Below are 26,690 nucleotides of genomic sequence, written 5' to 3' on the forward strand. Positions count from 1 at the left end.
GCGCGCGGGCGGGGACCACCCCGGCGCCCGCAGCGCTCGGTGTATCCTGACGCAGGATCCTGCGGGCCGCTGAGGACGTGAGCCGTCTGGCCGTGCGCACGGCCCTGATCCCGACCGACGACCGAGATTTGACGGGTGGACGAACGTGACAGCAGTGAAGACGGGCCTCGAGGTGCTCCTCATCGTCGGCGGCATCTTCCTGACCCTGCTCATCCTGATGCACAAGGGCAAGGGCGGCGGTTTGTCCGACATGTTCGGCGGTGGCGTCACGAGCAACCTGGGTGGGTCGTCGATCGCCGAACGCAACCTCGACCGGTTCACCGTGGCCGTGGCGATCATCTGGTTCGCGGCGATCGTCGGGATCGGGCTGATCAACCGCTTCGGGCTCTGACCCACCGACCCCCGACACCCGCCCAGCCGGCACCGACCTCAAGGAGTCACCAACGTGGCAAGTGGTAATGCGATTCGCGGCAGCCGGGTCGGCGCCGGACCGATGGGCGAGGCGGAGAGGGGAGAGGCCGCGGCGCGTGTCGTCGTGTCCTACTGGTGCTCCAACGGCCACGAGACCCGTCCGAGCTTCGCCGAGGAGGCCGAGCTGGTCGTGCCCGAACTGTGGGACTGCCCGCGATGCGGGTTCCCTGCGGGTCAGGACCAGACCAACCCTCCGGCCCCGCCGCGGGCCGAGCCGTACAAGACGCACCTGGCCTACGTGAAGGAGCGGCGCAACGACGCCGACGGCCAGGCCATCCTCGACGAAGCCCTGTCCAACCTGCGCGATCGCGGACTGATCCGCTGAACCGTTCTGCCGCGGCACGGTTCTGCCGCGGCAGAGTGCCCGCCGCGGCTCCTCCCCAGCCGGAGCCGGTCAGGGACTGGTCAGGGGCTTGCAGGACGCACCAGCTGCCGCGGCACGCGAGCAGCCGCAGCGCGGTCGAGCAGCCAGGTGGTGGAGCGGACACCGCGGACACCGGCGGCCGGGGCCTGCATCGGTCCTGTGCCCGACAACGCCAGGCCCACCGCGTCCGCCTTGTCCGAGCCCGACACCAGGAAGCAGACGTCGTGCGCGGCACACAGGGCGCGGAAGGTCAGGGAGATCCGGGTCGGTGGCGGCTTCGGGGCGCCGCGGACCCCGATGACACTGCGGTCCTGCTCGTGCAGAGCGGGGTGCTCGGGGAAGAGAGACGCGACGTGGGCGTCCGGTCCGACACCGAGCAGCAGCAGGTCGAACGTCGGCACGTCCTGGCGAGGTGACTCCTCGGCGGCGCGGGCCGCCAGCTGCTCGGCATACCGTGCGGCCGCTGCGTCGACGTCGGAGTCGTCCCCAGCCGCGGGCATCGGGTGGACCCGCGACGGATCCAGCGGGAGCTGGTCGAGCAGAGCGTCTCGTGCCTGCGTCTCGTTGCGGTCGGGGTCCCCGGCCGGCAGGTAGCGCTCGTCACCCCACCACAGGTCGACCCCGGACCAGTCGATGGCGTCCCGACCGGGCGACGAGCCCAGTGCCACGAGGAGGGCCGAGCCCATCGAGCCGCCGGTCAGGACAACGTCGGCCCGCCCGCGGGCGGACTGCGCCTCGACCACGGTCGTGACCATCCGGTCGGCGGCAGCCTCCGCCAGCGTCTGCCGGTCCGCGTGGACCACCACGCCGGGCGTGCGATCGGTCACGTCGAGCCCTTCCCCTGGCCCTTCGTGGCGGCGTCCCGCTTGCCCGGCTCCTTGGTGCCGCTTTCTGTCTTCGCCTTGAGCTTGCGGGCCGCGGCCTCCTTGACCGCCTTCGTGTCGGAGCGGGCCGTTCCCTTGCCCTCCGGAGACGGCGACTGCACCATCTTGCTGCTGCCGATGTCCTTGTTGCGCCGAGCCGCCGCGCGGGCCGCTCGACGTGACTGCTGCAACGAGGGCGCCTCGCCCTCTGCCACGGCCTCGCTGGTGGGCATGCCCTTCTTGGGGTCGATGAGCTGCAGGCCCTTGGTCAGGACCTCCTCGTAGACCTCATCGCGGTCGAGGCGCCGCAGCTCGTCGGCCAGGCACTGTGCGGTCGTGCGCCGAGCCAGTGAGATGCGGCGGACGGGTTGGCCGGTCTGGGCGAGGGTGGCGACCCGTCCGTCGGGACGCACCAGGTCCACCGGTCCGCTCTTGCGCTCGAGGCGCACGCTGGTCATCCCCACCCCGTTGCGGCCGCGCGTGCGGCGCACCGGGCACTTGAGCGTGAGAGCGAGCCAGGCGGCCAGCAGGTCGGTGCTCGGTGAGTCCCCGGCGCCGGAGACCGTGGCCTCGAGGACCGGCTCGTAGGGCGGCTGGTCCAACGCCGCGGCGAGCAGACCCCGCCACAATGTGACGCGGGTCCACGCCAGGTCGGTGTCGCCCGCGCGGTAGGTCATGGCCCGCTTGGCCAGCTGCACGTGCGGCTTGCTGCCGGTGGCTGCGTCGGTGATGCGCCGTCCCGCCATCTGGCCGAGCGGGGACGTCGCGACGTCGTCGGGTGCCTCGGTGGGCCACCAGGCCACGATGGGGGAGTCGGGCAGCAGCAGGGGGGTGACCACGTTGTGCCCGTGGTCGGCCAGCTTGCCGTAGAGGCGCATCACCACCACCTCGCTGGCCCCGGCGTCGCCGCCCACCCGGATCTGCGCGTCGAGCCGGTTGGCGCCGCGTTTGTCGCCCCGGATGACCACGACGATGCGGCACGGGTGCTGGTGGCTCGCGTCGTTGGCGTCCTCGATCGCTTGGTCGGCGTCGGTCTCGTTGACCAGGACGACCAGCGTGAGGACTCGGCCGAGGGTGGTGGCGCCCATCTCGTTGCGCATCCGGACGAGGCGCTTGCTGATGCTTGTGGTCGAGGTGCTCGGCAGGTCGACGATCACCGGGGTCCCCGATCAGTATCGGAGCGAGGAACGAGTGGAGAACTGAGCGGGGTGGTCAAGGCATCCTCCAGTGGCGCCCGTCCCGGCGCATCATCTCATCGGCGCTGGCCGGTCCCCAGCCGCCTGCGGCATACGGCTCCGGTGTGCCCTTCTTGGCCCAGAACTCCTCCACCGGGTCGAGGATCTTCCAGGACAATTCGACCTCCTCGTGCCGAGGGAACAGCGGTGGATCACCGAGCAGTACGTCGAGGATCAGCCGTTCGTAGGCTTCGGGACTCGACTCGGTGAAGGCACTGCCATAGCCGAAGTCCATGGTCACGTCGCGCACCTCCATCGACCCCGCGCCCGGGACCTTGGAGCCGAAGCGGATCGTGACACCCTCATCGGGCTGCACCCGGATGACGATGGCGTTCTGACCGAGCTCTTCGGTCGCGGTATCGCTGAAGGGCAGGTGCGGTGCCCGCTTGAAGACCACCGCGATCTCGGTCACCCGCTTGCCGAGCCGCTTGCCGGTGCGCAGGTAGAACGGCACCCCGGCCCACCGACGCGTGTCGATCTCGAGCTTCACCGCGGCATACGTCTCGGTGGTCGAGGTGGAGGGGATCCCCTCCTCGCCGAAGTAGCTGACGACCTGCTCGCTGCCCTGCCATCCGGCGGCGTACTGACCACGCGCGGTGCTCTTGGCCAGGTCCTTGGGAAGGCGGACCGCCGACAGCACCTTCTCCTTCTCCGCCCGCAGGTCCTGGGCATGGAAGGAGACGGGCTCCTCCATGGCCGTGAGCGCGAGCAGCTGCAACAGATGGTTCTGTATGACGTCGCGGGCCGCCCCGATCCCGTCGTAATAGCCGGCACGGCCGCCGATGCCGATGTCCTCCGCCATGGTGATCTGCACGTGGTCCACGTAGTTGGCGTTCCACACCGGCTCGAACAGCTGGTTGGCGAAGCGCAGCGCCAACAGGTTCTGCACCGTCTCCTTGCCCAGGTAGTGGTCGATCCGGAAGACGGAGTCCGGTGGGAAGACTCCCTCCACGATCTCGTTGAGCGCGCGGGCGCTCTTGAGGTCGTGGCCGAAGGGTTTCTCGATGACGACCCGGCGCCAGGTGCCGGGCCGGGGGGTGGACAGGCCGCTCTCGTCGAGCTGTTGGCAGACCACGGAGAAGAAGGCCGGTGGCACCGACAGGTAGAAGGCGTGGTTGCCGCCGGTCCCGCGGGCCTCATCCAGTTCGGCCACCGTCTTGCTGAGCAGCTGGAACGCGTGGTCGTCATCGAACGTGCCTGGCACAAAACGGAACCCGTCGGCCAGGTTGCGCCAGACGTCCTCGCGGAACGGGGTCCGGGCGTGTTCGCGCACCGACTCGTAGACGATCTTGCCGAAGTCCTGGTCGGCCCAGTCGCGACGAGCGAAGCCGACCAGGCTGAAGCCCGGGGGCAGCAGACCGCGGTTGGACAGGTCGTAGATGGCCGGCATGACCTTCTTGCGGGCCAGGTCTCCGGTGACGCCGAACAGGACGAGGCCGCACGGCCCCGCGATGCGCGGCAGGCGCTTGTCGCGCGGGTCGCGCAGCGGGTTGACGCCCTGGGCGATGCGGGACGGGCTCACCGGCTACCTCCGCTGTCGGTCACCTGCGACTCGGCCAGTCCCAGCACGCCGCGCAGCTGCGCCAGACCCGCGTCGTGCTCGGTCAGGTGCAGGCGCAGGACTGGGCGCTGGTGCTCCGCGAGGACCTTGGCGTCGCCGGCCGCCTGGGCGGCGATGAACTCCCCGAAGGTGAAGTCACGTCCCGCGACCGGGAGGTCCTGTCGCGGTGCGGAGGTCACCTGCAGGTAGACGCCGGTGGCCGGGCCGCCCTTGTGGTACTGCCCGGTCGAGTGCAGGAAACGTGGTCCCCAGCCGAAGGTGACCGGGCGCCGCACGCGTTCGGCCAGCACCTGTCGCACGTCCGCCAAGGAGGCGTCCTCGACGCGGTCGAGGTAGGCCATGACCGCGAGGTAGCCCCGCTCCGGGTCGAGCTGACCGAGCAGTGCCTCGACGGCGGCCGGCACGTTGCCCGCCTCACCGAGCCAGTCGCCGCCGAGGGCGCGCGCCTCGATGGCCCCGTCGGTGAAGGCCGGCCCGGCGGAGGCGCCGCCACCGCCGGCCATCACGTCGCGGGCGGCCTGCTTGGCGCTCTCGACGTCGGGCTGGTCGAACGGGTTGATGCCGAGGAGTCGACCGGCCGTCGCGACGGCGGCCTCCCAGAGCAGCAGCTGTGCGCCGAGTGTGCCGGACACGCCCACCGAGTCGCCCTCGACGACCTGCTCGTCGGACTGTTCGGCCGGCTGGAGCAGCACCACGAGCTCGTCGGCGGCCAGCTCGGGGCCGGAAGGGCCGCCCGTGCCGACCACGACCGGCAGGAGTCCCGTGCCGTTCTTGCCGGTGCTCTCGGCAATCAGCTGCTCGGCCCAGTCGCCGAAGCCGATGATCTCGGTGCCCGCATCGCGCAGGAGGAGCTTGTCGCGCAGGGGGTCGGTGCCGCCGAGCGCTGCGCCGAGGCGCAGCGCAGGGTTGGCCTCGTCGTCCGCGGCCAGCAGGTCGGCCACCGCCTCGGCGTCGTCCAGCAGCGCCTCGATGTCGGCACCGGCCAAACCGCTCGGCACCAGTCCGAAGGCCGTGAGGGCTGAATAGCGCCCACCCACATCGGGATCGGCGTTGACCACGCGGTATCCCGCGGCTCGGGCCGCCTCATCCATCGGGCTGCCCGGGTCGGTGACGATGACGATCCGCTCGGTCGGATCGATGCCCGCCTCGGTGAACGCGTGCTCGTAGGCCCGCTTCTGCGAGTCGGTCTCGACCGTGGAGCCGGACTTGCTCGACACCACCACGACGGTCCGGTCCAGACGGTCCTCGAGCGCGGCCCGGACGTAGTCCGGGTCCGAGGAGTCGAGCACGGTGAGGGGCACCCCCGCGGTGGCGGTGATTACCTCGGGTGCGAGGGACGAACCGCCCATCCCACAGAGCACCACGTGGTCGAGCCCCTGGCTGGTGAAGTGCTCGCGCAACGCGGCCACCTCGCCGACCAACGGCCTGGAGCTTCGGGGAAGGTCGACCCAGGAAAGTCGTTTGCCGGACTCGGCCTCCGCGTCGTGGCCCCACAACGTCGGGTCCTGCGCGAAGAGCTTGCCCGCGAAACCCTCCTTGACCAGCGTGGGCACGTGACGGGCGACCGCGTCAGCAGCGGCGCCCGAGGCGACCACAGTCACGCTGGACGAGCTCACTTGCCCTCCTCGACGTAGCTGTCGTCACCCTTGGCCTTCTCCAGCTCGGACCGGACGCTTCCGGTCAGGTCGCTCCAGGACTTCTCGAACTTCTCGACGCCCTCCTTCTCGAGCACGTCGACGACGTCGGCGTAGGGGACACCGACCCGCTCGAGGGCGTCGAGCACCTGCCTGGCGTCCTCGTAGTGACCCGTGACCTGGTCGCCCTTGATCTCGCCGTGGTCCGCGACGGCCTCCATCGTCTTGGTGGGCATGGTGTTGACCGTGTTGGGAGCGACCAGCTCCACGACATACATGGTGTCGGGGTAGTCCGGGTTCTTGACTCCGGTGGACGCCCACAGGGGACGCTGCCGGTGTGCGCCGTCGGCCTCCAGGTTGGCCCAGCGCGGGGTGGAGAAGACCTCCTCGTAGGCCTGGTAGGCGAGCCTGGCGTTGGCGATGCCTGCCTTGCCCTTGAGCGCCGCGATCTCGGCGTTGTCGCCCTGCTCGTTCAGGGCGTCCAACCGCTTGTCGACCTCGCTGTCCACCCGGGACACGAAGAAGGAAGCCACCGACCGGATCTGCGACAGGTCCTTGCCGGCCTCACGAGCCTGCTCGAGGCCGGTGAGGAAGGCGTTCATCACGCCGCGGTATCGGTCGAGGGAGAAGATCAGCGTGACGTTGACGCTGATGCCCTCCGCCAGGGTCTGCGAGATGGCCGACAGCCCCTCCACCGTGGCCGGGATCTTGATGTAGGCGTTGGGCCGGTCCACCGTGGCCCACAGGTGCTTCGCCTCCTCGACGGTCGCAGCGGTGTCGCCGGCCAGGCCCGGGTCGACCTCGATCGACACCCGTCCGTCCAGCCCGTCGGTGCGGTCGTAGACCGGACGCATCACGTCGCAGGCGGTGCGTACGTCCTCGGTCGTGATCTGGAAGACGGCACCGTGGACGTCCTTGCTCGCCTCGGCCAGGTCCTTGACCTGCGCGTTGTAGGCGGAGCCCTCGGACAGCGCGGTGGCGAAGATCGTCGGGTTGGTCGTCACGCCCACGACGAACTTTTCGTCGATGAGCTGCTGCAACCCACCGTCGGTGATCAGGGACCGGTTGAGGTCGTCGAGCCAGATGGAGACCCCGGCGTCCGAGAGGGCCTTGAGATTGCCGTTCTGTGGTGCCATGTCAGTTGCCTCCTGCAGCCTTGATGGATTCCTGTGCGGCGGAGACGACGGCCTCCGCGGTGATGCCGAACTCCTGGTAGAGGACCTTGTAGTCGGCCGACGCACCGAAGTGCTCCAGGCTGACCGAGCGCCCGGCGTCGCCGACGAGGTCGCGCCAGCCGAACGCGACGGCCGCCTCGACGCTGACCCGCGCCCGGACACCGTGGGGGAGCACTTCTTCACGGTAGGCGTCGTCCTGGGCCTCGAACCACTCGCGGCAGGGCATGGACACCACCCGGGCCGGCACGCCCTGGGCCTGGAGGGTGGCGCGTGCGTCCAGCGCGATGCTGACCTCGGAGCCGGTGGCGATGACGATGACCTGGGCCGTGCCGCCATCCGCCTCCGCGAGCACGTAGCCGCCGCGGGCGACACCGTCGGCGGACGCGTAGGTGGACCGGTCGACCGTCGGCACGGCCTGCCGGGTGAGCGCCAGCGCGGCGGGCCGGTCGTGGTGACCGAGCACCGTGCGCCAGGCGACGGCGGTCTCGTTGGCGTCCGCCGGGCGGACGACGTCCAGGCCCGGTATGGCGCGCAGCGCGGCCAGCTGCTCCACCGGCTGGTGGGTGGGCCCGTCCTCGCCGAGGCCGATCGAGTCGTGCGTCCACACGTAGGTGACGGGCAGCTGCTGGATGGCCGCGAGCCGGACCGCCGGCCGCATGTAGTCGGAGAAGACCAGGAAGGTGCCGCCGTAGGGCCGGGTGAGTCCCTCGAGCGCGATGCCGTTGAGGATCATCCCCATCCCGTGCTCGCGGATGCCGAAGTGCAGCGTGCGGCCGTAGGGATTGCCCTGGAACTCCTCGGTCTGCTTGCCAGTGGGGATGAAGCTCGGGACGCCCTCCATGGTGGTGTTGTTGGAGCCGGCCAGGTCGGCCGACCCACCCCAGAGCTCCGGCATCACGTCGGCGAGGGCGTTCAGGACCTTGCCCGACGCCGCGCGGGTGGCCAGTCCCTTCTCGTCCGCCTCGAAGGTCGGCAGGGCCTCATCCAAGCCGTCGGGCAACTGGCGTGCGGAAACCCGGTCGTAGAGTGCGGCCCGCTCGGGGTTGGCCTCGCGCCAGGCGTCGAAGGAGGGCTGCCAGTCGGCGTGCGCCTTCTGTCCGCGCTCGACCACCTGACGGGCGTGGGCGATGACGTCGTCCTCCACCGCGAAGTTCTGCTCGGGGTCGAACCCGAGCAGCCGCTTGGTGGCTGCGACCTCGTCGGCGCCGAGGGCCGAGCCGTGGGAGGCGCCGGTGTCCTGCTTGGTCGGCGCCGGCCACGCGATGATGGTGTGCAGCACCACGAGGGTCGGCTTGTCGGTGACGTGCTTGCCGCTCTCGATGGCGGCATACAGCGCGTCGACGTTCTCGGTGTAGGGGTGCCCTTCGCGCCAGTCGACCGTCTCGACGTGCCAGCCGTAGGCTTCGTAGCGCTTGGCGACGTCCTCGGAGAACGAGATGTCGGTGTCGTCCTCGATCGAGATCTGGTTGGCGTCGTAGATCAGGGTGAGGTTGCCCAGTTCCTGGTGACCGGCCAGCGAGCTCGCCTCGGACGAGACGCCCTCCATGATGTCGCCGTCGGACGCCAGCACGTAGATGTGGTGGTCGAACGGGCTCTCGCCGGGTGCCGCGTCGGGGTCGAACAGGCCCCGCTGGCGACGCTGGGCGAACGCCATACCGACTGCGGAGGCGAGCCCGGAGCCGAGTGGGCCGGTCGTGATCTCCACGCCGGTGGTGTGGTGGACCTCGGGGTGGCCGGGCGTCTTGGACCCCCAGGTGCGCAGGGCCTCCAGGTCGGACAGCTCCAGGCCGTAGCCGGACAGGTAGAGCTGGATGTACTGCGTGAGGCTGGAGTGCCCGCAGGACAGGACGAACCGGTCGCGGCCGAGCCAGTGGGCGTCGCTCGGGTCGTGGCGCATGACCTTCTGGTAGAGGAGGTAGGCCACCGGCGCGAGGCTCATCGCGGTGCCGGGGTGACCGTTGCCGGTCTTCTGCACGGCATCCGCCGCGAGCACGCGGACCGTGTCGACGGCACGCACGTCGAGGTCGTTCCAGCCGACCTGGTCGGCGACGGGGAGGGCCAGGGCGGGGTCACGCCGGCCCAGTCGGTTCTGCTCGGTCCCTGCGGTCACGATCACGGCTCCTTCGTGGGCTGGTGGTCCTTCGCTCGTGGCGAGCCTAGTCCCGTCAGGGCACGGCGGCCTCGGGTAGGCCGGGCCCGGGTGGAGGTCTCGGCGAGATAGACTCGGCACGGCCATCCGCCCCCGCCACGACACACTCCCACCGCACCACCGACCGAAGGACATCGTGACCGCTCTCGAGCCGCGCTCCCACGCGTCGACGACTGGCTCCGGTGCCGTCAGGACCGGCGGGTTCCGGAGCGTGGTCCACGACTACGTGGCGCTGACCAAGCCCCGGATCATCGAGTTGCTGCTTGTCACGACCTTTCCCGTGATGTTCCTGGCCGAGCGCGGTTTCCCGCCGGCGTGGCTGGTCGCCGCGACCCTCGTGGGCGGCACGCTCTCGGCGAGCTCGGCCAACACCCTGAACTGCTACCTCGACCGCGACATCGACAAGGTCATGCACCGCACGTCGAACCGGCCCCTGGTCACGGGAGCGATCACCCCGCGGGCGGCCCTGGTCTTCGGCATCGTGCTGGGCGCGCTCTCGGTGGTGTGGCTCGGGTTGCTCGTGAACTGGCTCTCGGCCGCACTCTCGCTCGGCGCGATCGTGCTCTACGTCGGCTTCTACACGATGCTGCTCAAGCGGCGCACGTCCCAGAACATCGTGTGGGGTGGGGTCGCGGGCTGTATGCCGGTGCTCATCGGGTGGTCGGCCGTCACCAACAAGGTCGAATGGCCGGCGGTCGTCCTGTTCCTGGTGGTCTTCTTCTGGACCCCGCCGCACTACTGGCCGCTGTCGATGCGGTTCAAGGAGGACTACGCGGCGGCGCACGTGCCGATGCTGCCGGTGGTGGCCAAGGACCTCGCGGTGGCCCGCCAGGTGGTGCTCTACACCTGGGCCACGGTGGCCGCTTCCCTGGCGCTGGTGCCGGTCGCGTCGATGGGCTGGCTCTACCTGGTGGTCGCGGTCGTGTCCGGCGCGCTGTTCCTCGTGGAGGCGCACCGCCTGCTGTCCCGGGCCCGGGCCGGCGCGGACGCCAAGGCGCTCCGCGCGATGCGCCTGTTCCACTACTCGATCAGCTACCTCACGCTGCTGTTCCTGGGCGTGGCCATCGACCCTCTGCTGCACCTCTCCCTCTGACCGCTCGGCCCAGCCGGGTGCAGAGTCCACGGACCCGCGGAACTGGCACGGCAGGGCGTCCTGCCATCAATCTCAGGCGGGCGCCTCGGCCGTGTCGGGAGCGTGCGCGACCGGCGCGGTGAGGGGCACGGGCTCGCGCACGCGCAGGCTGAGCACTCCGTGCACCAGGGAGACGACGAGCAGGCTCGCCCCGAGCATGTGCACGAGCACGACCGGCCAGGGAAGCCCGGTGAAGTACTGCACGTAACCGACGACGCCCTGGCCCAGGGTCACGGCCAGCACGAGGAGCCAGGCGCGCAGGGGACGCGCGCCCGCGTCGGTGACCTTGACCGCGAGCAGCACGGCGACGACGAGACCGACGAAGAGCATCACCGCATCGGCGTGCAACCACGACATGGAGCGCGGGTCGAGGCCGAGGCGGGCGGGCTCCTGGGCGTCGCCCGAGTGCGGTCCCGAGCCCGTCACGAGGGTGCCGAGCACCAGGATCACGGCCGCGAGCACGCTCGCCAGCGCGGCCAGTCCGCGGATCTCGGGTCGCACAAGGGTCCGTGGCGGCCCGTCGCCCTCGTCGTAGCGCTCGAGCAGCCACGCGGACGTGGCGACGAGCAGCATGGACACCAGGAAGTGCCCGGCGACGATCGCCGGGTTGAGGCCGGTGCGGACCGTGATGCCCCCGATCACCGCTTGGGCGGCGACTCCCGCGAGGACGAGGAACGCCGGTCGCAGCAGTCGGCGGCGCGTCGGCGCCCAGAACCAGAGCCCGACGATCACGGCGACCACCGCGATGCTCACGACACCGGTCAGCGTCCGGTTGCCGAACTCGATGTACTTGTGGAAGCCCTGCGCCTGGTGGGCGACCGGGACGAACGACCCCGGCACGCAGTGCGGCCAGGACGGGCAGCCGAGGCCCGATCCGGTGAGCCGGACCAGCCCACCGGTGACGACGATGAGCACCTCGACGACGAGGTTGAAGACGAGGACGCGCCGCAGCCACAGCGAGGCCCGAGGGGAGGGGGTTGCCACCCCCCGATGGTAGGTCGAGCGGTGCTCAGGGCCGGATCAGGGTCGGCTCAGGGACGGCTCGGGGTGGTGGCCGATGGTGCGCCCGCCCCTCGGCTGGCTGACTGGAGGGTATGACGACCCGGCACCTGACGAGGCCCGCTCGCCCTGTCCACGTGGCACCCCGCGCAACCCCTGCCGACCCTCGCCCGAACGATCTCGCCACCGGTTCGCGTCCTGCGCCAGCGGACGCGGCACGTCACGGCGCTCGAGCACGTGGTCGGCGTGCGAGGGGTGCCCCCGGCGACCGCCTGGCCGGCGCGTCCGCGGCCACGATGGTGGCCGCCGGGACCTGGTCGGCCCTGACCACGCCGGAGCCGGCGCGAGCGGTGGCCTACGCGGTCATGGGGCTGATGGCAGCGCGCCTCGCCTGGTTGATGCGACCGGCGCGCTCGAGGCGACGCGACGCGCCATACCTCGTCCTGCCCGGAGTCCTCGCCGTCCTGCTGCTGCTCGCCTGCGGATTCGGGGAGCACCCGGTCTGGATCGGGGCGGCGCTGCTGCTGGCTCCCGTGGTGGCCCTGCACGCCGCCGTGGTGAGGCGGCCCCGCACCGAGTCGGGGACCGACGTGGTGGTCGGCGCCGGTCTCACCCGTAGGAAATGATCGTGGGGTTTGCGACAGCCCGCTGTCGCAAACCCCACGATCACTCCCCACGTCGGGCCGGCGAGCCGTTCAGTCGGACCAGCGAAACAGCCGGGAGGCCAGCAGCGTGGCCACGGCGCCCCACACGAGGAGCACCACCAGGGGGACGAGGTCCAGCCGGCCCTGGGTGAAGGCCGTGCGCAACCCGTCGCCGAGGGCGCTGGAGGGCAGGAACGCGAGGATGGTCGACGCGGCGCCGGAGAGCTGGTCGCGGGGGAGGATCACGCCGCCGAGCCCGAGCAGCAGGATCCACAGCAGGTTCGCGACGGCGAGGACGCCCTCTGCGCGCACCGTCCCGGCGAGCAGGAGGGCCAGGGCCACCCAGGTCCAGGTGCCCAGCAGCCCGATGAGCAGCGCCGGGAGGACACCCACCCAGTGCGGCTCCCAGCCCAGACCGAGGCCGATCACACCGATGACCACCACCTGCAGCGCCTCGACCACCAGGACCGCGAGTGCCTTGGCCACCAGCAAGCCGGACCGGCCGAGCGGAGAGACCCCGAGCAGCCGCAGGACGCCGTAGCGGCGGTCGAACCCGGTCGCGATCGCCTGTCCGGTGAACGCCGTGGAGAGGATCCCGAGCGCGATCACGCCCGGCACGGCCAGGTCGACGCGGCGACCGGCGCCGAGCGACGGGACCGACGAGAGGGTGAGCGCGACCAACGCCAGGCACGGCAGCACGAGGGAGACGAGCAGCTGCTCGCCGTTGCGCAGCAGGGTCCCCGCCTCGAACCGCGCCTGGGCCAGCACCCGGTCGCGGGCCGGCGCGGCGACCATCGACTTGTCGGGGGCTGTGGGCGCCGCGGTCATCGGTCGCCCTCCCCGGTCAGGTCGAAGTAGAGGTCCTCCAGCGAGCACGCGGCGGTCAGCTCGCGAAGCGAACCGGCCCCGACGACCCTCCCTGCGCTGACGATCACGACATGGTCCGCCAGCCGCTCGGCCTCCGCGAAGGAGTGCGTGGTGACGACCACCGCGCAGCCGGAGTCGCGGGTCTCGCGCACCAGGTCCCACACGTCGCGGCGGGCGTGCGGATCCAGGCCGGCCGTGGGCTCGTCCAGGAAGGCCACCTCGGGTCGGCCGATGAGCGCTGCCGCGAGGGCGACGCGCTGCTTCTGGCCGCCGGAGAGGCGTCGCACCGTGGTCCGGTCGAAGTCGGCGATGCCGAGACGCTCGACCAGAGGCTCGAGGGGCAGCGGCGCGGCATACATCTGGCTCAGGTGGCGCAACAGGCGCAGGGGGCGGCTCCCGGTGGGCAGCCCGCCGTCCTGCAGCATCACACCCACCCTGGCGCGGTGGTCGGCGCCGGCTCCCCAGGGGTCCTCGCCGAGCACGCGCACCTCTCCGGTGTCCGCGCGGCGCAGTCCCTCGGCGCACTCGATGGTCGTGGTCTTGCCCGCACCGTTGGGGCCGAGGACCGCTGTGACACGCCCCGGCTGCGCCGACCAGGTCATTCCGTCCACGGCCGCCACGCGACCGAAGCGCTTGGCGAGGTTGCGCAGGCGCACGGCATCGGTCACGACCACCGAGTCTAGGCAGCCGCCCTGAGCGCTTCCGACCGCGGTGGGCCGCCTCGCGCGGGGGGCGGGTGAGAGTATGACGAGGATCACGTCCGGGCGGCCGTCAGGTTAGGTGAGCCTTTCTGGAGGTCTCGGGGGAATTACGTCACACTGGTGTGGTGTTTATCGAAGAGATGGAAGCGAGCACCCGACAGCGGGTGCTGCGCGTCGTCTCCGAGGAGGGCCCGATCACCGCAGCCGGACTGGCCGAGCACCTGCAGCTGACCCCTGCCGCGGTGCGACGGCACCTCGACGCCCTCGTCGAGGACGGCACGCTGGACGAGCGCGAGCCCGCGACGGCCGGGCTGCGCCGGCGCGGCCGCCCCGCACGCGGCTACGTCCTGTCTGAGAGCGGGCACCGGACCCTGCGCAACACGTATGACGGTGTGGCCACCGCCGCGCTGCGGTTCCTGGAGCAGCAGGCGGGCGAGGACGCCGTGTCCGCCTTTGCGCGCCAGCGCATCGCCGAGCTGGAGGCACGCTGTGCCGCGGAGCTCGAGGCAGCTGACGACGACGTGGCATCGCGCACCGATGCCCTGGTCCGGGCGCTGACGGCCGAGGGCTACGCTGCCTCGGCGCGGCCGGTCGGCCAGGGCGGGCCGCTCGCGGGCGTGCAGCTGTGCCAGGGGCACTGCCCGATGCAGCACGTCGCAGCGCAGTTCCCGCAGTTCTGCGAGGCCGAGACCGAAGCCTTCTCCCGCATGCTCGGGGTGCACGTGCAGCGCCTCGCCACGCTCGCCGGCGGCGAGCACGTCTGCACCACGTTCATCCCGACCCCGTCCACCCCCGAGCGCACGGCACGCCCGTCCCAGCACACCTCTGATGAAAGGTTCTCTCGATGAGCACCCACATTGAAGAGCTCAACCCCGGCCTGAAGGGGCTGGGCACCTACGAGTACGGCTGGGCCGACAGCGACCTGGCCGGCGAGACGGCGCGACGAGGCCTGTCCGAGGAGGTCGTGCGCGACATCTCGCAGACTCGCAAGAACGAGCCCGAGTGGATGACCAAGCTGCGGCTCAAGGCGCTTCGGCTGTTCGACAAGAAGCCGATGCCGACGTGGGGCTCCGACCTGACCGGCATCGACTTCCAGAACATCAAGTACTTCGTGAAGTCGACCGAGTCCCAGGCCGCTTCCTGGGATGACCTGCCCGAGGACATCCGCAACACCTATGACCGGCTGGGCATCCCCGAGGCCGAGAAGCAGCGGCTCGTGGCCGGCGTCGCCGCGCAGTACGAGTCCGAGGTGGTCTACCACCAGATCCGCGAGGACCTCGAGCAGCAGGGCGTCATCTTCGTCGACACCGACACCGGCCTGCGCGAGCACGAGGACCTGTTCCGCGAGTACTTCACCTCGGTGATCCCGGCCGGCGACAACAAGTTCGCCTCGCTCAACACCGCGGTGTGGTCGGGCGGCTCGTTCATCTACGTCCCGCCGGGCATCCACGTCGACATCCCGCTGCAGGCCTACTTCCGGATCAACACCGAGAACATGGGCCAGTTCGAGCGGACCCTGATCATCGCCGACGAGGGCTCCTACGTGCACTACGTCGAGGGCTGCACGGCACCGATCTACAAGTCCGACTCGCTGCACTCGGCCGTCGTCGAGATCGTCGTGAAGAAGAACGCCCGCGTGCGCTACACGACGATCCAGAACTGGTCCAACAACGTCTACAACCTGGTGACCAAGCGGGCGAGCTGCGCCGAGGGCGCCACGATGGAGTGGGTCGACGGCAACATCGGCTCCAAGGTGACGATGAAGTACCCCGCCGTGTTCCTGCTCGGCGAGCACTCCAAGGGCGAGACCCTCTCGATCGCGTTCGCGGGCGAGGGCCAGCACCAGGACGCCGGCGCCAAGATGGTGCACGCGGCGCCCTACACCTCCTCCAGCATCGTCTCCAAGTCGGTGGCGCGCGGAGGCGGGCGGTCGTCATACCGCGGGCTCGTCCAGATCATGGACGGTGCCCACCACAGCAAGGCCACGGTGCGTTGCGACGCGCTGCTGGTCGACCAGATCAGCCGGTCGGACACCTATCCCTACGTCGACGTCCGCGAGGACGACGTGCAGATGGGCCACGAGGCGACCGTCTCCAAGATCGGCGACGACCAGCTGTTCTACCTGATGTCGCGCGGTCTGACCGAGGAAGAGGCCATGGCGATGATCGTGCGCGGGTTCATCGAGCCCATCGCGCGTGAGCTGCCGATGGAGTACGCCCTCGAGCTCAACCGCCTGATCGAGCTGCAGATGGAAGGAGCGGTCGGTTGATGGATGCACCACGACGTTCTCCGCTCCTTCGCCTCACCGACACTTCGCGGGGACCCCGAGCCATCACCGACGCCTCAGAGGAAACATGTCACTGATCACCGAAAAGCCCCACACAGAGGGGGCGTTCATCCCGGACGAGTCACGTGCGGCGCGCAAGACGTCGTTCGACGTCGCGGACTTCCCCGAGCCGAGCGGGCGGGAGGAGGACTGGCGCTTCGCGCCGGTCGACCGCCTGGTCGGGCTGTTCGCCATCGAGGGCAGCGAGGACGGTGCCATCACCCGCGAGACCTCGGCCCCCGAGCAGGTCGAGCTGCTCGACCTGCCGATGGACGACGCGCGGGTCGGCACGGCCTTCGTCCCCGCCGACCGGGCCGCGGTCGCCGGCTGGGCCGGGACCGCCTCGGCGATGTATGTCGGGATCCCGGCCGAGGCCGAGCTGACCGAACCCGTCGTGGTGCGGCTGACCGGCCATGAGGGGCGGCGCGGCAACGGGCACACCGTGGTCGACGCGGGCGCCTTCAGCAAGGCGACGGTGGTGCTCGCCCACTCCGGTAGAGCCCAGCACGCCGGCAACGTCGAGATCCGGGTCGGCGACGGCGCCGACCTGACCTTCGTCACCGTGCAGGAGTGGGACGAGGACGCGATCCACCTGGCCCAGAACGACGCGCTGGTCGGTCGCGACGCGCGGCTCAAGCACATCGCGGTGACCCTGGGTGGACGCGTGGTGCGCGTCTGCACGAACATTCGCTACGCCGGGCCGGGCGGCGACGCCACGGCGCTCGGCGTCTACTTCGCCGACGCCGGGCAGCACCAGGAGAACCGGCTGTTCGTCGACCACGGCACGCCCAACTGCATCTCCAACGTGGAGTACAAGGGCGCACTGCAGGGGGAGACGGCGCACACCGTCTGGGTCGGTGACGTGCTGATCCGGGCCGAGGCGCTGGGCACCAACACCTACGAGCTCAACCGCAACCTCGTCCTCACCGACGGCGCGCGCGCCGACTCGGTGCCCAACCTGGAGATCGAGACCGGCGAGATCATCGGCGCCGGGCACGCCTCCGCCACCGGTCGGTTCGACGACGAGCAGCTGTTCTACCTGCAGTCGCGGGGCATCCCCGAGGACATGGCGCGCCGGCTCGTGGTGCGCGGCTTCTTCGCCGACATCATCCACCGGATCGGTGTGCCGGAGGTCCAGGAGCCACTGATGGTCGCCATCGACGCCGAGCTGGCCGTGTCGATGGGTGAGGCCACGATCGACGACATCCCGTCCGTGGCACCGGAGGTGACAGCGTGACCGAGATCGACACCAGCCAGGGCACCTTCGTCAAGGTCTGCTCGCTGGACGACCTGCCCGACGTGGGCGCGGTGTGCGTCGAGATCGACGGGCACGCCATCGCCGTGGTGCGCGAGTCGTCCGGGGCGGTGCACGCCATCGACGACACCTGCACGCACGAGAACATCTCGTTGTCCGAGGGCGAGGTCGAGGACGGCGAGGTCGAGTGCTGGTTGCACGGCTCGCGCTTCGACCTGCGCAGTGGCGCACCCACGGGCCTGCCGGCCACCCGTCCCGTCCAGGTCTACCCGGTCAAGATCGAGGACGGCGACGTCTTCGTCGGCGCGGACCCCATGAACCCCTCAGCTACCGGAAAGTGAACTGAACCTATGGCAACCCTCGAGATTCGTGGCCTCACGGTCACCGTCGACACCGAGCACGGCGTCAAGGAGATCCTGCGCGGCGTCGACCTGACGGTGAAGTCGGGTGAGACGCACGCGATCATGGGCCCCAACGGCTCGGGCAAGTCGACCCTCGCCTACAGCATCGCCGGCCACCCCAAGTACACCGTGACCGGTGGCACCGTCACCCTCGATGGCGAGGATGTGCTCGCGATGACCGTGGACCAGCGCGCCCGCGCCGGTCTGTTCCTCGCCATGCAGTACCCCGTCGAGGTGCCCGGCGTCAGCGTCTCCAACTTCCTGCGCACGGCCAAGACCGCCGTGGACGGCGAAGCGCCCAAGCTGCGGCACTGGGTCAAGGACGTGAAGAACGCGATGGGCAACCTGCGGATGGACGACTCGTTCGCCGAGCGCAACGTCAACGAGGGCTTCTCCGGTGGTGAGAAGAAGCGGCACGAGATCCTCCAGATGGAACTGCTCAAGCCGCGTTTCGCGATCCTGGACGAGACCGACTCGGGCCTCGACGTCGACGCCCTCAAGATCGTGTCCGAGGGCGTCAACCGGGTCCGGAGCGGCAGCGACGTCGGCATCCTGCTGATCACCCACTACACGCGGATCCTGCGCTACATCAAGCCCGACTTCGTGCACGTCTTCATCGACGGCAAGGTCGCCGAGGAGGGTGGCCCCGAGCTGGCCGACCGCCTCGAGGCCGAGGGCTACGACCGCTTCGCGAGGGTCGAGGCCTGAGCGCCGTGGCGGCTGTGACGACCACCACCCGCCCGACCCGATCCGGCTCGGCTGCGGGTGCCACGGCGTTCACGGCACCGGAGGTCGCGCGGCTGCGTGCCGACTTCCCGATCCTCACCCGGACCGTGCGCGGTGGCCGCCCGCTGGTCTACCTCGACTCGGGCGCCACCTCGCACAAGCCGGTGCGGGTGCTCGACGCGGAGCGGGCGTTCTACGAACAGCACAACGCGGCTGTCCACCGCGGTGCCCACCTGCTCGCGGAGGAGGCCACGGACGCCTTCGAGGGCGCGCGCGAGACCGTGGCGCGCTTCATCGGCGCCCCGGCGGGCGAGGTCGTGTTCACCAAGAACGCCACCGAGTCGCTCAACCTCGTGGCCTACGCGTTCAGCAACGCCGGTGCTCCCGGGGCCATGACCGGGGTGGACCCCGAGGTCGCGGAGCGATTCGTGCTGCGTCCCGGTGACGAGATCGTCGTGACCGAGATGGAGCACCATGCCAACCTGGTGCCGTGGCAGGAGCTGGCCCGGCGGACCGGGGCCACGCTGCGCTGGCTCGGGCTCACCGACGAGGGCCGGCTCGACCTGTCCGACCTGCACACCGTGGTGGGCGAGCGCACCAAGGTGATCGCCTTCACCCACGTCTCCAACGTGCTGGGCACCGTCAACCCCGTCACCACCCTGGTCGAACGTGCGCGAGAGGTCGGTGCCCTCACCGTGCTCGACGCGTGCCAGTCGGTGCCGCACCTGCCCGTCGACGTGGCCGGGCTCGGCGTCGACTTCCTCGCGTTCAGCGGGCACAAGATGCTCGGCCCGATGGGCATCGGGGTGCTCTGGGGCCGGGCCGAGCTGCTCGCGGCGATGCCGCCCTTCCTCACCGGGGGCTCGATGATCGAGGTCGTCCGGATGGAGGGCTCGACGTATGCCGCGCCGCCGCAGCGATTCGAGGCCGGTGTGCCGATGGCGGCGCAGGCCGTCGGCCTGGCCGCCGCCTGCGACTACCTCACCGCCCTGGACATGTCCCGGCTGGCCGCACACGACCACGAGCTGATCGCCGCCCTGCTGGCCGGCCTGGCCGATCGCCCCTGGGTCACGGTCGTCGGCCCCACCGACGCCGACGACCGCGTCGGCGCCGTCTCGTTCGTCGTCAAGGACGTGCACCCGCACGACGTGGGCCAGGTCCTCGACGACTCGGGTGTCGCCGTGCGCGTCGGCCACCACTGCGCGTGGCCGCTGCACCGCCGGTTCGGGCTGAGCTCGACCACCCGGGCGAGCTTCGCGCCATACACGACTCTCGACGAGGTCGACGCGCTCCTCGCGGCTCTCGACCGCGTCCCGGAGGTCTTCGAGGTGAGCATCTGATGGATCTCTACCAGGAGCTCATCCTCGAGCACTCCAAGCGACCGCACCATGCCGGGCTGCGCGAGCCGTTCGACAGCCAGGTGGAACACGTCAACCCGACCTGCGGTGACGAGGTCACCCTGCGGGTGCGGCTCGAGGGCGAGGGGGACACGGCCACCATCCGCGACGTCTCCTACGACGCGCTCGGCTGCTCGATCTCGACCGCCTCGACCTCCGTCCTGACCGACGAGGTCATCGGCCGCACCGTGCCGGAGGCCCTGCGCGTCTACGCCGCCATGCGGACGATGCTCACCAGCCGTGGCGCCGACAGCGGCGACGAGGACGTCATCGGTGACGGCGTCGCCTTCGCCGGTGTCTCCAAGTACACCGGGCGCATCAAGTGCGCCATGCTCGGGTGGTCGGCGTTGACCGACGCCCTCGCCCGGGCCGGGGTCGACATCACCGCGATCCCCGACCAGACTGGCCGTGAGGCCGGACCAACCCCAGAACCCGCCAGCACCAGCAGGGAGACCTCATGAGTGAGACCACCACTGGCACGACCGCTGCCAGCACACCGACCCCGCCCAACGTCGCCGATGTCGAGGAGGCGCTGCGCGACGTGGTCGACCCCGAGCTCGGCATCAACGTGGTCGACCTCGGACTCGTCTACGGCGTGACCGTCGACCAGCACTCGCACACCATCATCGACATGACGCTTACGAGCGCGGCCTGCCCGCTCACCGACGTCATCGAGGACCAGGTGGGCCAGGCGCTCCAGGACGTCGTCGTCAGCCACCGGATCAACTGGGTCTGGATGCCGCCGTGGGGCCCGGACAAGATCACCGACGACGGCCGCGAGCAGCTGCGCGCCCTCGGCTTCAACGTCTGACCGCCATGGCAGCCATGGCCGCGTGACGCGCTGGCTCGAGGTCGATCCCGAGCGGATCGACCGGTGGGTCGCAGGATTCACGGAGCGCCATGGCGCGACCGACCGCACCACCGACGGGCCCCGCCTGCTGCTCAGCGCAGCGGACGGGGCTCGCGCGTCCCTGACGCCCTTCGCCGCGAGCGGGACGCCTCCGGTGATGGGGGAGGGACTGGCACAGTGGGCCGCACCGCCCGCGGCACTCGGACTCGTCCTCGTGCGACGGGGAGGGTATGCCGTGGGGCGGGCCGAGGGCCGCACGCTCACCAGCCACAAGTGCGGGACCCGTTACGTGCAGTCCCGCACCGCGGCGGGCGGCTGGTCGCAGCAGCGCTTCGCCCGTCGACGCGGCAACCAGGCGGAGGCGCTGGTCGGCTCGGTGGTGGAACACGTCATACGCATCATCATTCCTGCTCCGGGCTCGCCACCCTCGGCCCTGGTGGTCGGCGGCGACCGCGCGCTGGTGCGGGACGTGCTGGCCGACCGCCGGCTGGCCGCCTTGGCGCGGCTGCCGCGCCGGGAGCTGTGGAACCTGCCGGACCCGCGGCTCGAGGTCCTGCGACAGGCGGTGGGGCGGGGCAGGTCCGTGCGGATCGGCATCGACGAACCGCTGTCGAGAGGAACGCTGGTGCCGGACGAGGAGCGTGACTCGCCGGACGCCCGCGCGAGAGGCGGCTCCGGCACATGAGCGCGGCCACCGAGGGTCTCGATTCGTTGATCCACGCTCCTGCCAGGCTGCGGATCATGGTGACCCTGGCCGGGATCGGCGCCGACAACACGCTCAGTTTCGCGCGGCTGCAGCAGCTGCTCGATCTGACGGCGGGCAACCGCATCACCCACTTGCGCAAGCTGGACGAGGGCGGCTACGTGGAGATGGCCAAGTCGCGACGTCGGGGGAGCACGGAGACCTCGGTGCACATCACGTCCGCGGGACAGGCGGCGTTCGACCGCTACCGCCACACCCTCACGGAGTTGCTCGGTGAGGCCTGAGCAGTCCGTGGTGCGGCACAGCATCGTGGAGCTTGCCGATGGAACCGCACTCGCCGTGCAGGAGTCAGGCCGAGCCGACGCGCCGGCGCTGCTCCTTCTGCAGGGACAAGCCAATTCGCACACGTGGTGGACGCGTCTGCGGGAGCGGTTCGCCGACACCCACCGCACCATCACCTTCGACTACCGCGGGACGGGTGGGACGCGCGCCGCGGAGGACAAGTGGTCCACCAGCCTCTTCGCGGACGATGCCCGCGAGGTGCTCGACGCGTCGGGGGCGCCACGTGCCTTCGTCTACGGCACGTCCATGGGGGGAGGGGTGGCGCAGATGCTCGCCATACAGTCTCCCGGGCACGTCGAGAGGCTGGTGCTGGCCTGCACGTCGCCCGGTGGCGCGGTCGCCGTCGAGCGGAGCCAGGAAGTCAGGAGGGAGCTGTCGCAACCAGATCCGCGTGAGCGCACGCGGGCCCTGCTGCGGCTGAAGTACACCCCCGACTGGTTCGGACACGGACGGCGCAGCCAGCTGCTGGGGGACCCGACGATGACCTCGCGGGCGCAGGCTCTCCACCTGCGCGTCAGCGCTCGGCACGATGCTGCGGACCGGCTCGGCGAGGTCGCTGTGCCGACGTTGGTGATGCACGGCAGCGATGATCTGATGGCGCCTGTCGTGAACGCCCAGCTCATAGCCGAGCGCATCCGCGGAGCGGAGCTCGTCACGATCGCGGGGGGTCGGCACGGGTTCTTCGACGAGTTCGCCGGAGACGTCTCGTCCACGGTGCGGCGCTTCCTGCGGGAGCGAGCCGGGGACGTCTGAGGTGGCTCTGGCTCTCGGCGCACGCTGCTCCGACGGGGCCCGCTTCCCTAGGCTGTGCCGAGTGACCAACGCAAGCGTGCGGATCCTGGGCAGTTGCGGTGCGTGGCCCGAGCCCGGCAGAGCGTGCGCCGGCCTCTTGCTGGTGCTGGACGGCCATCGAGTGGTGGTCGACCTGGGCTACGGTGCGCTGTCCCGGCTGATGACGGTGCTGGGTGGCGACGCGGAAAAGGTTGACTCGGTGGTGGTGACACACGCACATCCCGACCATCTCGTGGACGTCCACGGGCTCTACCGGGCGCGGCGCTATGCAGCCCCCATGCACGGGACAGGGCACCGACTGCCCTTGTACGCGCCACCGCAGGTGATGCAGACCCTGTCGGGGATCGACCCCGAGGATCCTGACGGCCCGAGTCAGGTCCTCGACTTCGTGGCCCTGCCTGGTGAGATCGTCGTGGGGCCCTGGCGACTCACCGCGGTCACGACCCCGCACCACCTCCCCAACGTCGCCGTCCGTTTCGATGCACCCGCAGGCTCCTTCGTCTACACCGGGGACACGGCCCCGTGCCCGCAGCTGGAACAGCTCGCCGGTGGATGCGACCTCTTGTTGTGCGAGGCGACCGACCGGACGCAGCAGCACCCTGGGTCCCCCGAGGACCCGCTGCTCATGACCTCCATCGACGCCGGGCGTCTCGCGCGTCGAGCCGATGTCGGCCGCCTCGTCCTCACTCACTTCTGGCCGGGCAACGATCGGAAGCGCTCGCAGCAGCAGGCCAGGCAGGAGTATGACGGCCCCGTGGTCCTCGCCGACGAACTGTCGGAGGCGGACCTTGCCGTCCGGCTCCGTTGACCGGCCGGCAGCGGATCGCGTGCCGCGAGGCGCCGGCCCCCAGCTTGCGCCAGCGGCCGGCTCACTCGTTCTCGGCGAGTATGGCGAGCCGGTCCAGTGATGCCTGGAGCCTGCTGCTCGTCGTGGCTCGGGCACGCTTCGGCGATGGCCCCATCGAAGCAAGGTTCCGCCGGCGTCCGTCCGGAGGCGCTTCCCGCAGGTCGTGTGGCTAGCGGGTGTCACGGGGTTCGCCGGTGCCTGTGGCCGGTAGGGTGTCGCGGCTGGGGGCATGATCAGGAGGGCTGGCCCCACGTGGGCTCAGGGCCTTTGCGTCCGGCACGCCACCTCGTGGGTCGAGGCGTTGTTGCCGCATGCCGGATCGGTCGATCAACGGCATGGCACGGGTGATCCGTTCCCTCACGTGTTCGAGCTCGAGGGAAGCGGTGTGGGCGTCCTCGGAGTCCCACACCTCCGTGACCCAGACGCCGTCCGGATCGTCTACGTCGACAGCAACGAGGTAGAGGCGACAGCCGGGCATGGGCTCGGAGTCCTGGCCCTCGAGGAGAATGCCCAAGAGCTCGTCCCTCCGTCCCGGGACCGATGCCAGACGTCCGTGCAGCATCAGCATGCGCGTCAGCCCAGGCTCGCTGCGTTGAAGGTGTCGCACTGGTTCACGTCGCCGCTCTGGTAGCCGGTGAGAAACCACTTCTGCCGCTCGGCACTCGAGCCGTGGGTCCACGACTCCGGCGTCACCCGGCCCTGGGCCTTCTGCTGGATCCGGTCGTCGCCCACGGCCGCCGCGGCGGAGAGCGCCGACTGCACGTCCCGTTGCGTCAACGGCTTGAGGTAGGTCGTGCCGTTGGCGTCCTTGGTGTTGGCGGCGCTGTGCGCCCACAGGCCGGCGAAGCAGTCGGCCATCAGCTCCGTGCGCACCGCACCGCTCTCGGCACCCTGGGGGTCCTGCTGGGCGTTCTGGAGCAGTCCGAGCAGGTCCTGGACGTGGTGGCCGTACTCGTGAGCCACGACATACTCCTGGGCCAGGGCACCGCTGTCGGCGCCGAAGCGGTTGGTCAGCTCGTCGAAGAAGCTGGCATCGATGTAGACCGTCTGGTCGGTGGGGCAGTAGAAGGGTCCGACCGCATTGGACGCGAGGCCGCAAGCGCTCTGCGTGGATCCCTGGTAGAGGACCAGCTGCGCCTTGGTGTAGTTCTGGCCGTAACGGGGCAGCTCCTTCTTCCAGTACGCCTCCACACTGTTCTGGGTGGCAATGACACGGCACTCGACGTACTTGTTGGCGTCCGCGCCCGTCTTGCACTTGGCGAACTGCTCGGAGGAGCCCTGCTGCTGTTGCTGAGGCGCGGCCTGACCGCCCGGCGAGCCCGAGCCGCCGAAGATGTCGCCTCCGCCGAAGAGGAGCGCGATGATCAGCAGGATCACGCCGCCGACCCCGCCGACCGCCACGCCACCGCCGGGTCCACGCCCACCCCCTCCGCCGCTCGTGGACGAGGTGTCGATCTGCACGTTGTCGTTGAAGCTCATGGGCCCTCCGGCCGTGTACGGGCGTGGCCGCCCGGTGCCAATGCTGCACGTAGACTAACCACCAGATCCCCGGTCACACCGATCTCCGCCCCGTGCGGACTGGTGCCGTGCTGTGCCCGGGACCGTGTGACGCCGTCCGGCGCAGTGCGCCGCAGAATCGACCGAAGGAGGACCCGCCGTGATCGCCGCCACCGGCATCGAGCTGCGCGCCGGCGCCCGCCTGCTGCTGGAGGGGGCGACGTTCCGCATCGCTTCGGGCGACCGGATCGGACTGGTCGGCCGCAACGGCGCGGGGAAGACCACACTGACCAAGGTCCTGGCCGGGGTCGGCGCCCCGGCGCAGGGGCAGGTCATGAGCTCGGGCGAGGTCGGCTACCTGCCGCAGGACCCGCGCACGGGCGACCTGCAGGTCCTGGCACGCGACCGCATCCTCTCCGCCCGGGGGCTCGATGTCATCATCCGTCAGCTGCGCGACACCGAGGGCGCCATGGCCAGTGCTGACGACGAGACGCGCGACAGGGCGATGGCCCGCTACACGCGGCTCGAGGCGGAGTTCACGGCGCGCGGCGGTTATGCGGCCGAGTCCGAGGCCGCCTCGATCGCCTCCAGCCTGGGGCTCGAGGAGCGGATCCTCGACCAGCGGCTGGAGACGCTCAGCGGCGGCCAGCGACGGCGCGTCGAGCTGTCGCGGATCCTCTTCTCCGGCGCCCAGACCCTGCTGCTGGACGAGCCCACCAACCACCTCGACGCCGACTCCGTCCTGTGGCTGCGCGACCACCTCAAGGCCTACCAGGGCGGACTCGTGGTCATCAGCCACGACGTCGACCTGCTCGAGGCGGTGGTCAACCGCGTCTTCCACCTGGACGCCAACCGGGCCGAGATGGACCTCTACAACGTCGGGTGGAAGGCCTACCTGCAGCAGCGCGAGACCGACGAACGCCGCCGGCGCCGGGAGCGGGCCAACGTCGAGAAGAAGGCCAGCACCCTGCTGGCGCAAGCAGACAAGATGCGGGCGAAGGCGACCAAGGCCGTCGCAGCCCAGAACATGGCTCGTCGTGCGGAGCGCATGCTCGCCGGCCTGGAGGGGGAGCGGGCCAGCGACAAGGTGGCGAAGTTGCGCTTCCCCGACCCGTCGCCGTGCGGGAAGACCCCACTCACGGCAGGCGGCCTGTCTCGCTCCTACGGCTCCCTGGAGATCTTCACCGACGTCGACCTGGCCATCGACCGGGGCTCGCGGGTCGTGGTGCTGGGTCTCAACGGCGCAGGCAAGACCACCCTGCTGCGGATCCTCTCCGGGATCGACTCGCCCGACACGGGCGAGGTCCGGGCGGGCCATGGCCTCAAGCTCGGCTACTACGCCCAGGAGCACGAGAACCTCGACGTCACCCGCACCGTCCTGGAGAACATGAAGAGTGCCGCGCCGGACCTCGGCGAGACCGAGACCCGCAAGGTGCTGGGCTCGTTCCTGTTCAGCGGCGACGACGTGCACAAGCCGGCCGGGGTCCTCTCCGGCGGTGAGAAGACCCGGCTGTCCCTGGCGTTGCTCGTGGTCTCCTCGGCCAACGTCCTGCTGCTCGACGAGCCCACCAACAACCTCGATCCCGCCTCCCGCGAGGAGATCCTGGGAGCGCTGCGCACCTACAAGGGCGCCGTCGTGCTCGTGAGCCACGACGAGGGCGCGGTCGAGGCCCTGGAGCCCGAGCGGGTGCTGCTGCTGCCGGACGGCGTCGAGGACCACTGGAGCGCCGACTACCGCGACCTCGTCGCGCTGGCCTGA

General features: G+C 70.5%; 28 protein-coding genes. 17 read left to right on the top strand and 11 right to left on the bottom strand.

All coding sequences use genetic code 11. The annotated features are described in order from the left end of the window. Positions 1 to 145 precede the first annotated feature (145 nt). Together secG and FCN22_RS10795 are read left to right on the top strand one after the other, a co-directional pair. On the top strand, positions 146 to 391 hold the full coding sequence (gene secG, locus FCN22_RS10790) for a preprotein translocase subunit SecG (RefSeq protein ID WP_137121557.1): 246 nt from the start codon (positions 146 to 148) through the stop codon (positions 389 to 391). A 54-nt stretch (positions 392 to 445) separates the two neighbouring features. Beyond that, positions 446 to 796, top strand: coding sequence for an RNA polymerase-binding protein RbpA (locus FCN22_RS10795; RefSeq protein WP_137121558.1), 351 nt, complete (start codon positions 446 to 448; stop codon positions 794 to 796). Between the two features lie 80 nt (positions 797 to 876). Here the strand turns inward: FCN22_RS10795 and pgl are convergent, their stop codons facing one another. The 6 genes from pgl to tkt are packed head-to-tail and all read right to left on the bottom strand — an operon-like array spanning position 877 to position 9,413. Beyond that, a complete protein-coding gene (gene pgl, locus FCN22_RS10800; RefSeq protein ID WP_202911526.1) occupies positions 877 to 1,662 on the bottom strand; it encodes a 6-phosphogluconolactonase in 786 nt (261 codons plus the stop codon). Next, complete coding sequence (gene opcA / locus FCN22_RS10805) at positions 1,659 to 2,855, bottom strand: glucose-6-phosphate dehydrogenase assembly protein OpcA (RefSeq protein WP_137121559.1); 1,197 nt, start codon at positions 2,853 to 2,855, stop codon at positions 1,659 to 1,661. Before opcA ends, pgl begins: the two co-directional genes overlap by 4 nt. Before the next feature lie 55 nt (positions 2,856 to 2,910). Next, the gene (gene zwf / locus FCN22_RS10810; RefSeq protein ID WP_137121560.1) at positions 2,911 to 4,455 is read right to left on the bottom strand and encodes a glucose-6-phosphate dehydrogenase; all 1,545 of its coding nucleotides are present in this window, start codon (positions 4,453 to 4,455) and stop codon (positions 2,911 to 2,913) included. After that, positions 4,452 to 6,110: a phosphoglucose isomerase-related protein gene (locus tag FCN22_RS10815; protein WP_137121561.1), complete on the bottom strand. Its 1,659-nt coding sequence runs from the start codon at positions 6,108 to 6,110 to the stop codon at positions 4,452 to 4,454. Before FCN22_RS10815 ends, zwf begins: the two co-directional genes overlap by 4 nt. Continuing rightward, positions 6,107 to 7,264 (bottom strand): transaldolase, encoded by a 1,158-nt coding sequence (gene tal, locus FCN22_RS10820; protein WP_137121562.1) that lies wholly within the window; start codon positions 7,262 to 7,264, stop codon positions 6,107 to 6,109. Before tal ends, FCN22_RS10815 begins: the two co-directional genes overlap by 4 nt. A gap of 1 nt (position 7,265) precedes the next feature. Beyond that, on the bottom strand, positions 7,266 to 9,413 hold the full coding sequence (gene tkt / locus FCN22_RS10825; RefSeq protein ID WP_238384670.1) for a transketolase: 2,148 nt from the start codon (positions 9,411 to 9,413) through the stop codon (positions 7,266 to 7,268). Positions 9,414 to 9,588: 175 nt separating this feature from the next. Here tkt and FCN22_RS10830 point away from each other — a divergent pair, with 175 nt between their 5' ends. Beyond that, the gene (locus FCN22_RS10830; RefSeq protein WP_137121564.1) at positions 9,589 to 10,545 is read left to right on the top strand and encodes a heme o synthase; all 957 of its coding nucleotides are present in this window, start codon (positions 9,589 to 9,591) and stop codon (positions 10,543 to 10,545) included. 72 nt (positions 10,546 to 10,617) lie between these two features. Here the strand turns inward: FCN22_RS10830 and FCN22_RS10835 are convergent, their stop codons facing one another. After that, positions 10,618 to 11,568, bottom strand: a complete 951-nt coding sequence (locus FCN22_RS10835) for a COX15/CtaA family protein (protein WP_137121565.1) — start codon at positions 11,566 to 11,568, stop codon at positions 10,618 to 10,620. 311 nt (positions 11,569 to 11,879) lie between these two features. Between FCN22_RS10835 and FCN22_RS10840 the strand changes: the two genes are divergently transcribed. Beyond that, positions 11,880 to 12,209, top strand: coding sequence for a hypothetical protein (locus FCN22_RS10840; RefSeq protein ID WP_137121566.1), 330 nt, complete (start codon positions 11,880 to 11,882; stop codon positions 12,207 to 12,209). Between the two features lie 69 nt (positions 12,210 to 12,278). On the opposite strand, the gene FCN22_RS10845 is transcribed toward FCN22_RS10840, so the two are convergent. Both FCN22_RS10845 and FCN22_RS10850 read right to left on the bottom strand, forming a co-directional pair. Next, entirely contained in the window at positions 12,279 to 13,055 is a 777-nt protein-coding gene (locus FCN22_RS10845; protein ID WP_238384671.1) for an ABC transporter permease, read from the bottom strand. After that, positions 13,052 to 13,762 (bottom strand): ABC transporter ATP-binding protein, encoded by a 711-nt coding sequence (locus FCN22_RS10850; protein ID WP_238384672.1) that lies wholly within the window; start codon positions 13,760 to 13,762, stop codon positions 13,052 to 13,054. The genes FCN22_RS10845 and FCN22_RS10850 overlap by 4 nt, the downstream gene beginning before the upstream one ends. Positions 13,763 to 13,920: 158 nt before the next feature. Between FCN22_RS10850 and FCN22_RS10855 the strand changes: the two genes are divergently transcribed. The 12 genes from FCN22_RS10855 (at position 13,921) to FCN22_RS10910 (ending at position 23,395) form a co-directional block, all read left to right on the top strand. Then, positions 13,921 to 14,643: a helix-turn-helix transcriptional regulator gene (locus FCN22_RS10855; RefSeq protein WP_373681295.1), complete on the top strand. Its 723-nt coding sequence runs from the start codon at positions 13,921 to 13,923 to the stop codon at positions 14,641 to 14,643. After that, positions 14,640 to 16,064 carry a Fe-S cluster assembly protein SufB gene (sufB, locus tag FCN22_RS10860; protein ID WP_137121567.1) on the top strand — a complete coding sequence of 475 codons (1,425 nt, stop codon included), beginning with the start codon at positions 14,640 to 14,642 and terminating at the stop codon, positions 16,062 to 16,064. Before FCN22_RS10855 ends, sufB begins: the two co-directional genes overlap by 4 nt. An 85-nt stretch (positions 16,065 to 16,149) precedes the next feature. Beyond that, entirely contained in the window at positions 16,150 to 17,358 is a 1,209-nt protein-coding gene (gene sufD, locus FCN22_RS10865; protein WP_137121568.1) for a Fe-S cluster assembly protein SufD, read from the top strand. Continuing rightward, on the top strand, positions 17,355 to 17,717 hold the full coding sequence (locus FCN22_RS10870) for a non-heme iron oxygenase ferredoxin subunit (protein ID WP_238384673.1): 363 nt from the start codon (positions 17,355 to 17,357) through the stop codon (positions 17,715 to 17,717). Before sufD ends, FCN22_RS10870 begins: the two co-directional genes overlap by 4 nt. 9 nt (positions 17,718 to 17,726) lie before the next feature. Continuing rightward, a complete protein-coding gene (sufC, locus tag FCN22_RS10875; RefSeq protein ID WP_137121569.1) occupies positions 17,727 to 18,485 on the top strand; it encodes a Fe-S cluster assembly ATPase SufC in 759 nt (252 codons plus the stop codon). 14 nt (positions 18,486 to 18,499) lie between these two features. Next, on the top strand, positions 18,500 to 19,843 hold the full coding sequence (locus FCN22_RS10880) for a SufS family cysteine desulfurase (protein ID WP_137121570.1): 1,344 nt from the start codon (positions 18,500 to 18,502) through the stop codon (positions 19,841 to 19,843). Continuing rightward, positions 19,843 to 20,361 carry a Fe-S cluster assembly sulfur transfer protein SufU gene (gene sufU / locus FCN22_RS10885; RefSeq protein ID WP_137121571.1) on the top strand — a complete coding sequence of 173 codons (519 nt, stop codon included), beginning with the start codon at positions 19,843 to 19,845 and terminating at the stop codon, positions 20,359 to 20,361. Before FCN22_RS10880 ends, sufU begins: the two co-directional genes overlap by 1 nt. After that, complete coding sequence (locus FCN22_RS10890) at positions 20,358 to 20,711, top strand: metal-sulfur cluster assembly factor (RefSeq protein ID WP_137121572.1); 354 nt, start codon at positions 20,358 to 20,360, stop codon at positions 20,709 to 20,711. Before sufU ends, FCN22_RS10890 begins: the two co-directional genes overlap by 4 nt. A 22-nt stretch (positions 20,712 to 20,733) precedes the next feature. Next, positions 20,734 to 21,435, top strand: coding sequence for an acVLRF1 family peptidyl-tRNA hydrolase (locus tag FCN22_RS10895; RefSeq protein WP_162308187.1), 702 nt, complete (start codon positions 20,734 to 20,736; stop codon positions 21,433 to 21,435). Beyond that, the gene (locus FCN22_RS10900) at positions 21,432 to 21,737 is read left to right on the top strand and encodes a transcriptional regulator (protein WP_137121573.1); all 306 of its coding nucleotides are present in this window, start codon (positions 21,432 to 21,434) and stop codon (positions 21,735 to 21,737) included. The genes FCN22_RS10895 and FCN22_RS10900 overlap by 4 nt, the downstream gene beginning before the upstream one ends. After that, positions 21,727 to 22,548, top strand: a complete 822-nt coding sequence (locus FCN22_RS10905) for an alpha/beta fold hydrolase (protein WP_238384674.1) — start codon at positions 21,727 to 21,729, stop codon at positions 22,546 to 22,548. Before FCN22_RS10900 ends, FCN22_RS10905 begins: the two co-directional genes overlap by 11 nt. Positions 22,549 to 22,609: 61 nt before the next feature. Next, positions 22,610 to 23,395: an MBL fold metallo-hydrolase gene (locus FCN22_RS10910; RefSeq protein ID WP_137121574.1), complete on the top strand. Its 786-nt coding sequence runs from the start codon at positions 22,610 to 22,612 to the stop codon at positions 23,393 to 23,395. 208 nt (positions 23,396 to 23,603) lie between these two features. Here FCN22_RS10910 and FCN22_RS10915 read toward each other — a convergent pair whose 3' ends face one another. Beyond that, complete coding sequence (locus FCN22_RS10915) at positions 23,604 to 24,002, bottom strand: antibiotic biosynthesis monooxygenase (protein ID WP_137121575.1); 399 nt, start codon at positions 24,000 to 24,002, stop codon at positions 23,604 to 23,606. 5 nt (positions 24,003 to 24,007) lie between these two features. Next, positions 24,008 to 24,913 (bottom strand): KPN_02809 family neutral zinc metallopeptidase, encoded by a 906-nt coding sequence (ypfJ, locus tag FCN22_RS10920; RefSeq protein WP_137121576.1) that lies wholly within the window; start codon positions 24,911 to 24,913, stop codon positions 24,008 to 24,010. Positions 24,914 to 25,091: 178 nt separating this feature from the next. Between ypfJ and FCN22_RS10925 the strand changes: the two genes are divergently transcribed. After that, positions 25,092 to 26,690 carry an ABC-F family ATP-binding cassette domain-containing protein gene (locus FCN22_RS10925; protein WP_137121577.1) on the top strand — a complete coding sequence of 533 codons (1,599 nt, stop codon included), beginning with the start codon at positions 25,092 to 25,094 and terminating at the stop codon, positions 26,688 to 26,690.

The organism is Segeticoccus rhizosphaerae (assembly GCF_005222685.1).
Classification (GTDB): Bacteria; Actinomycetota; Actinomycetes; order Actinomycetales; family Dermatophilaceae; genus Segeticoccus; species Segeticoccus rhizosphaerae.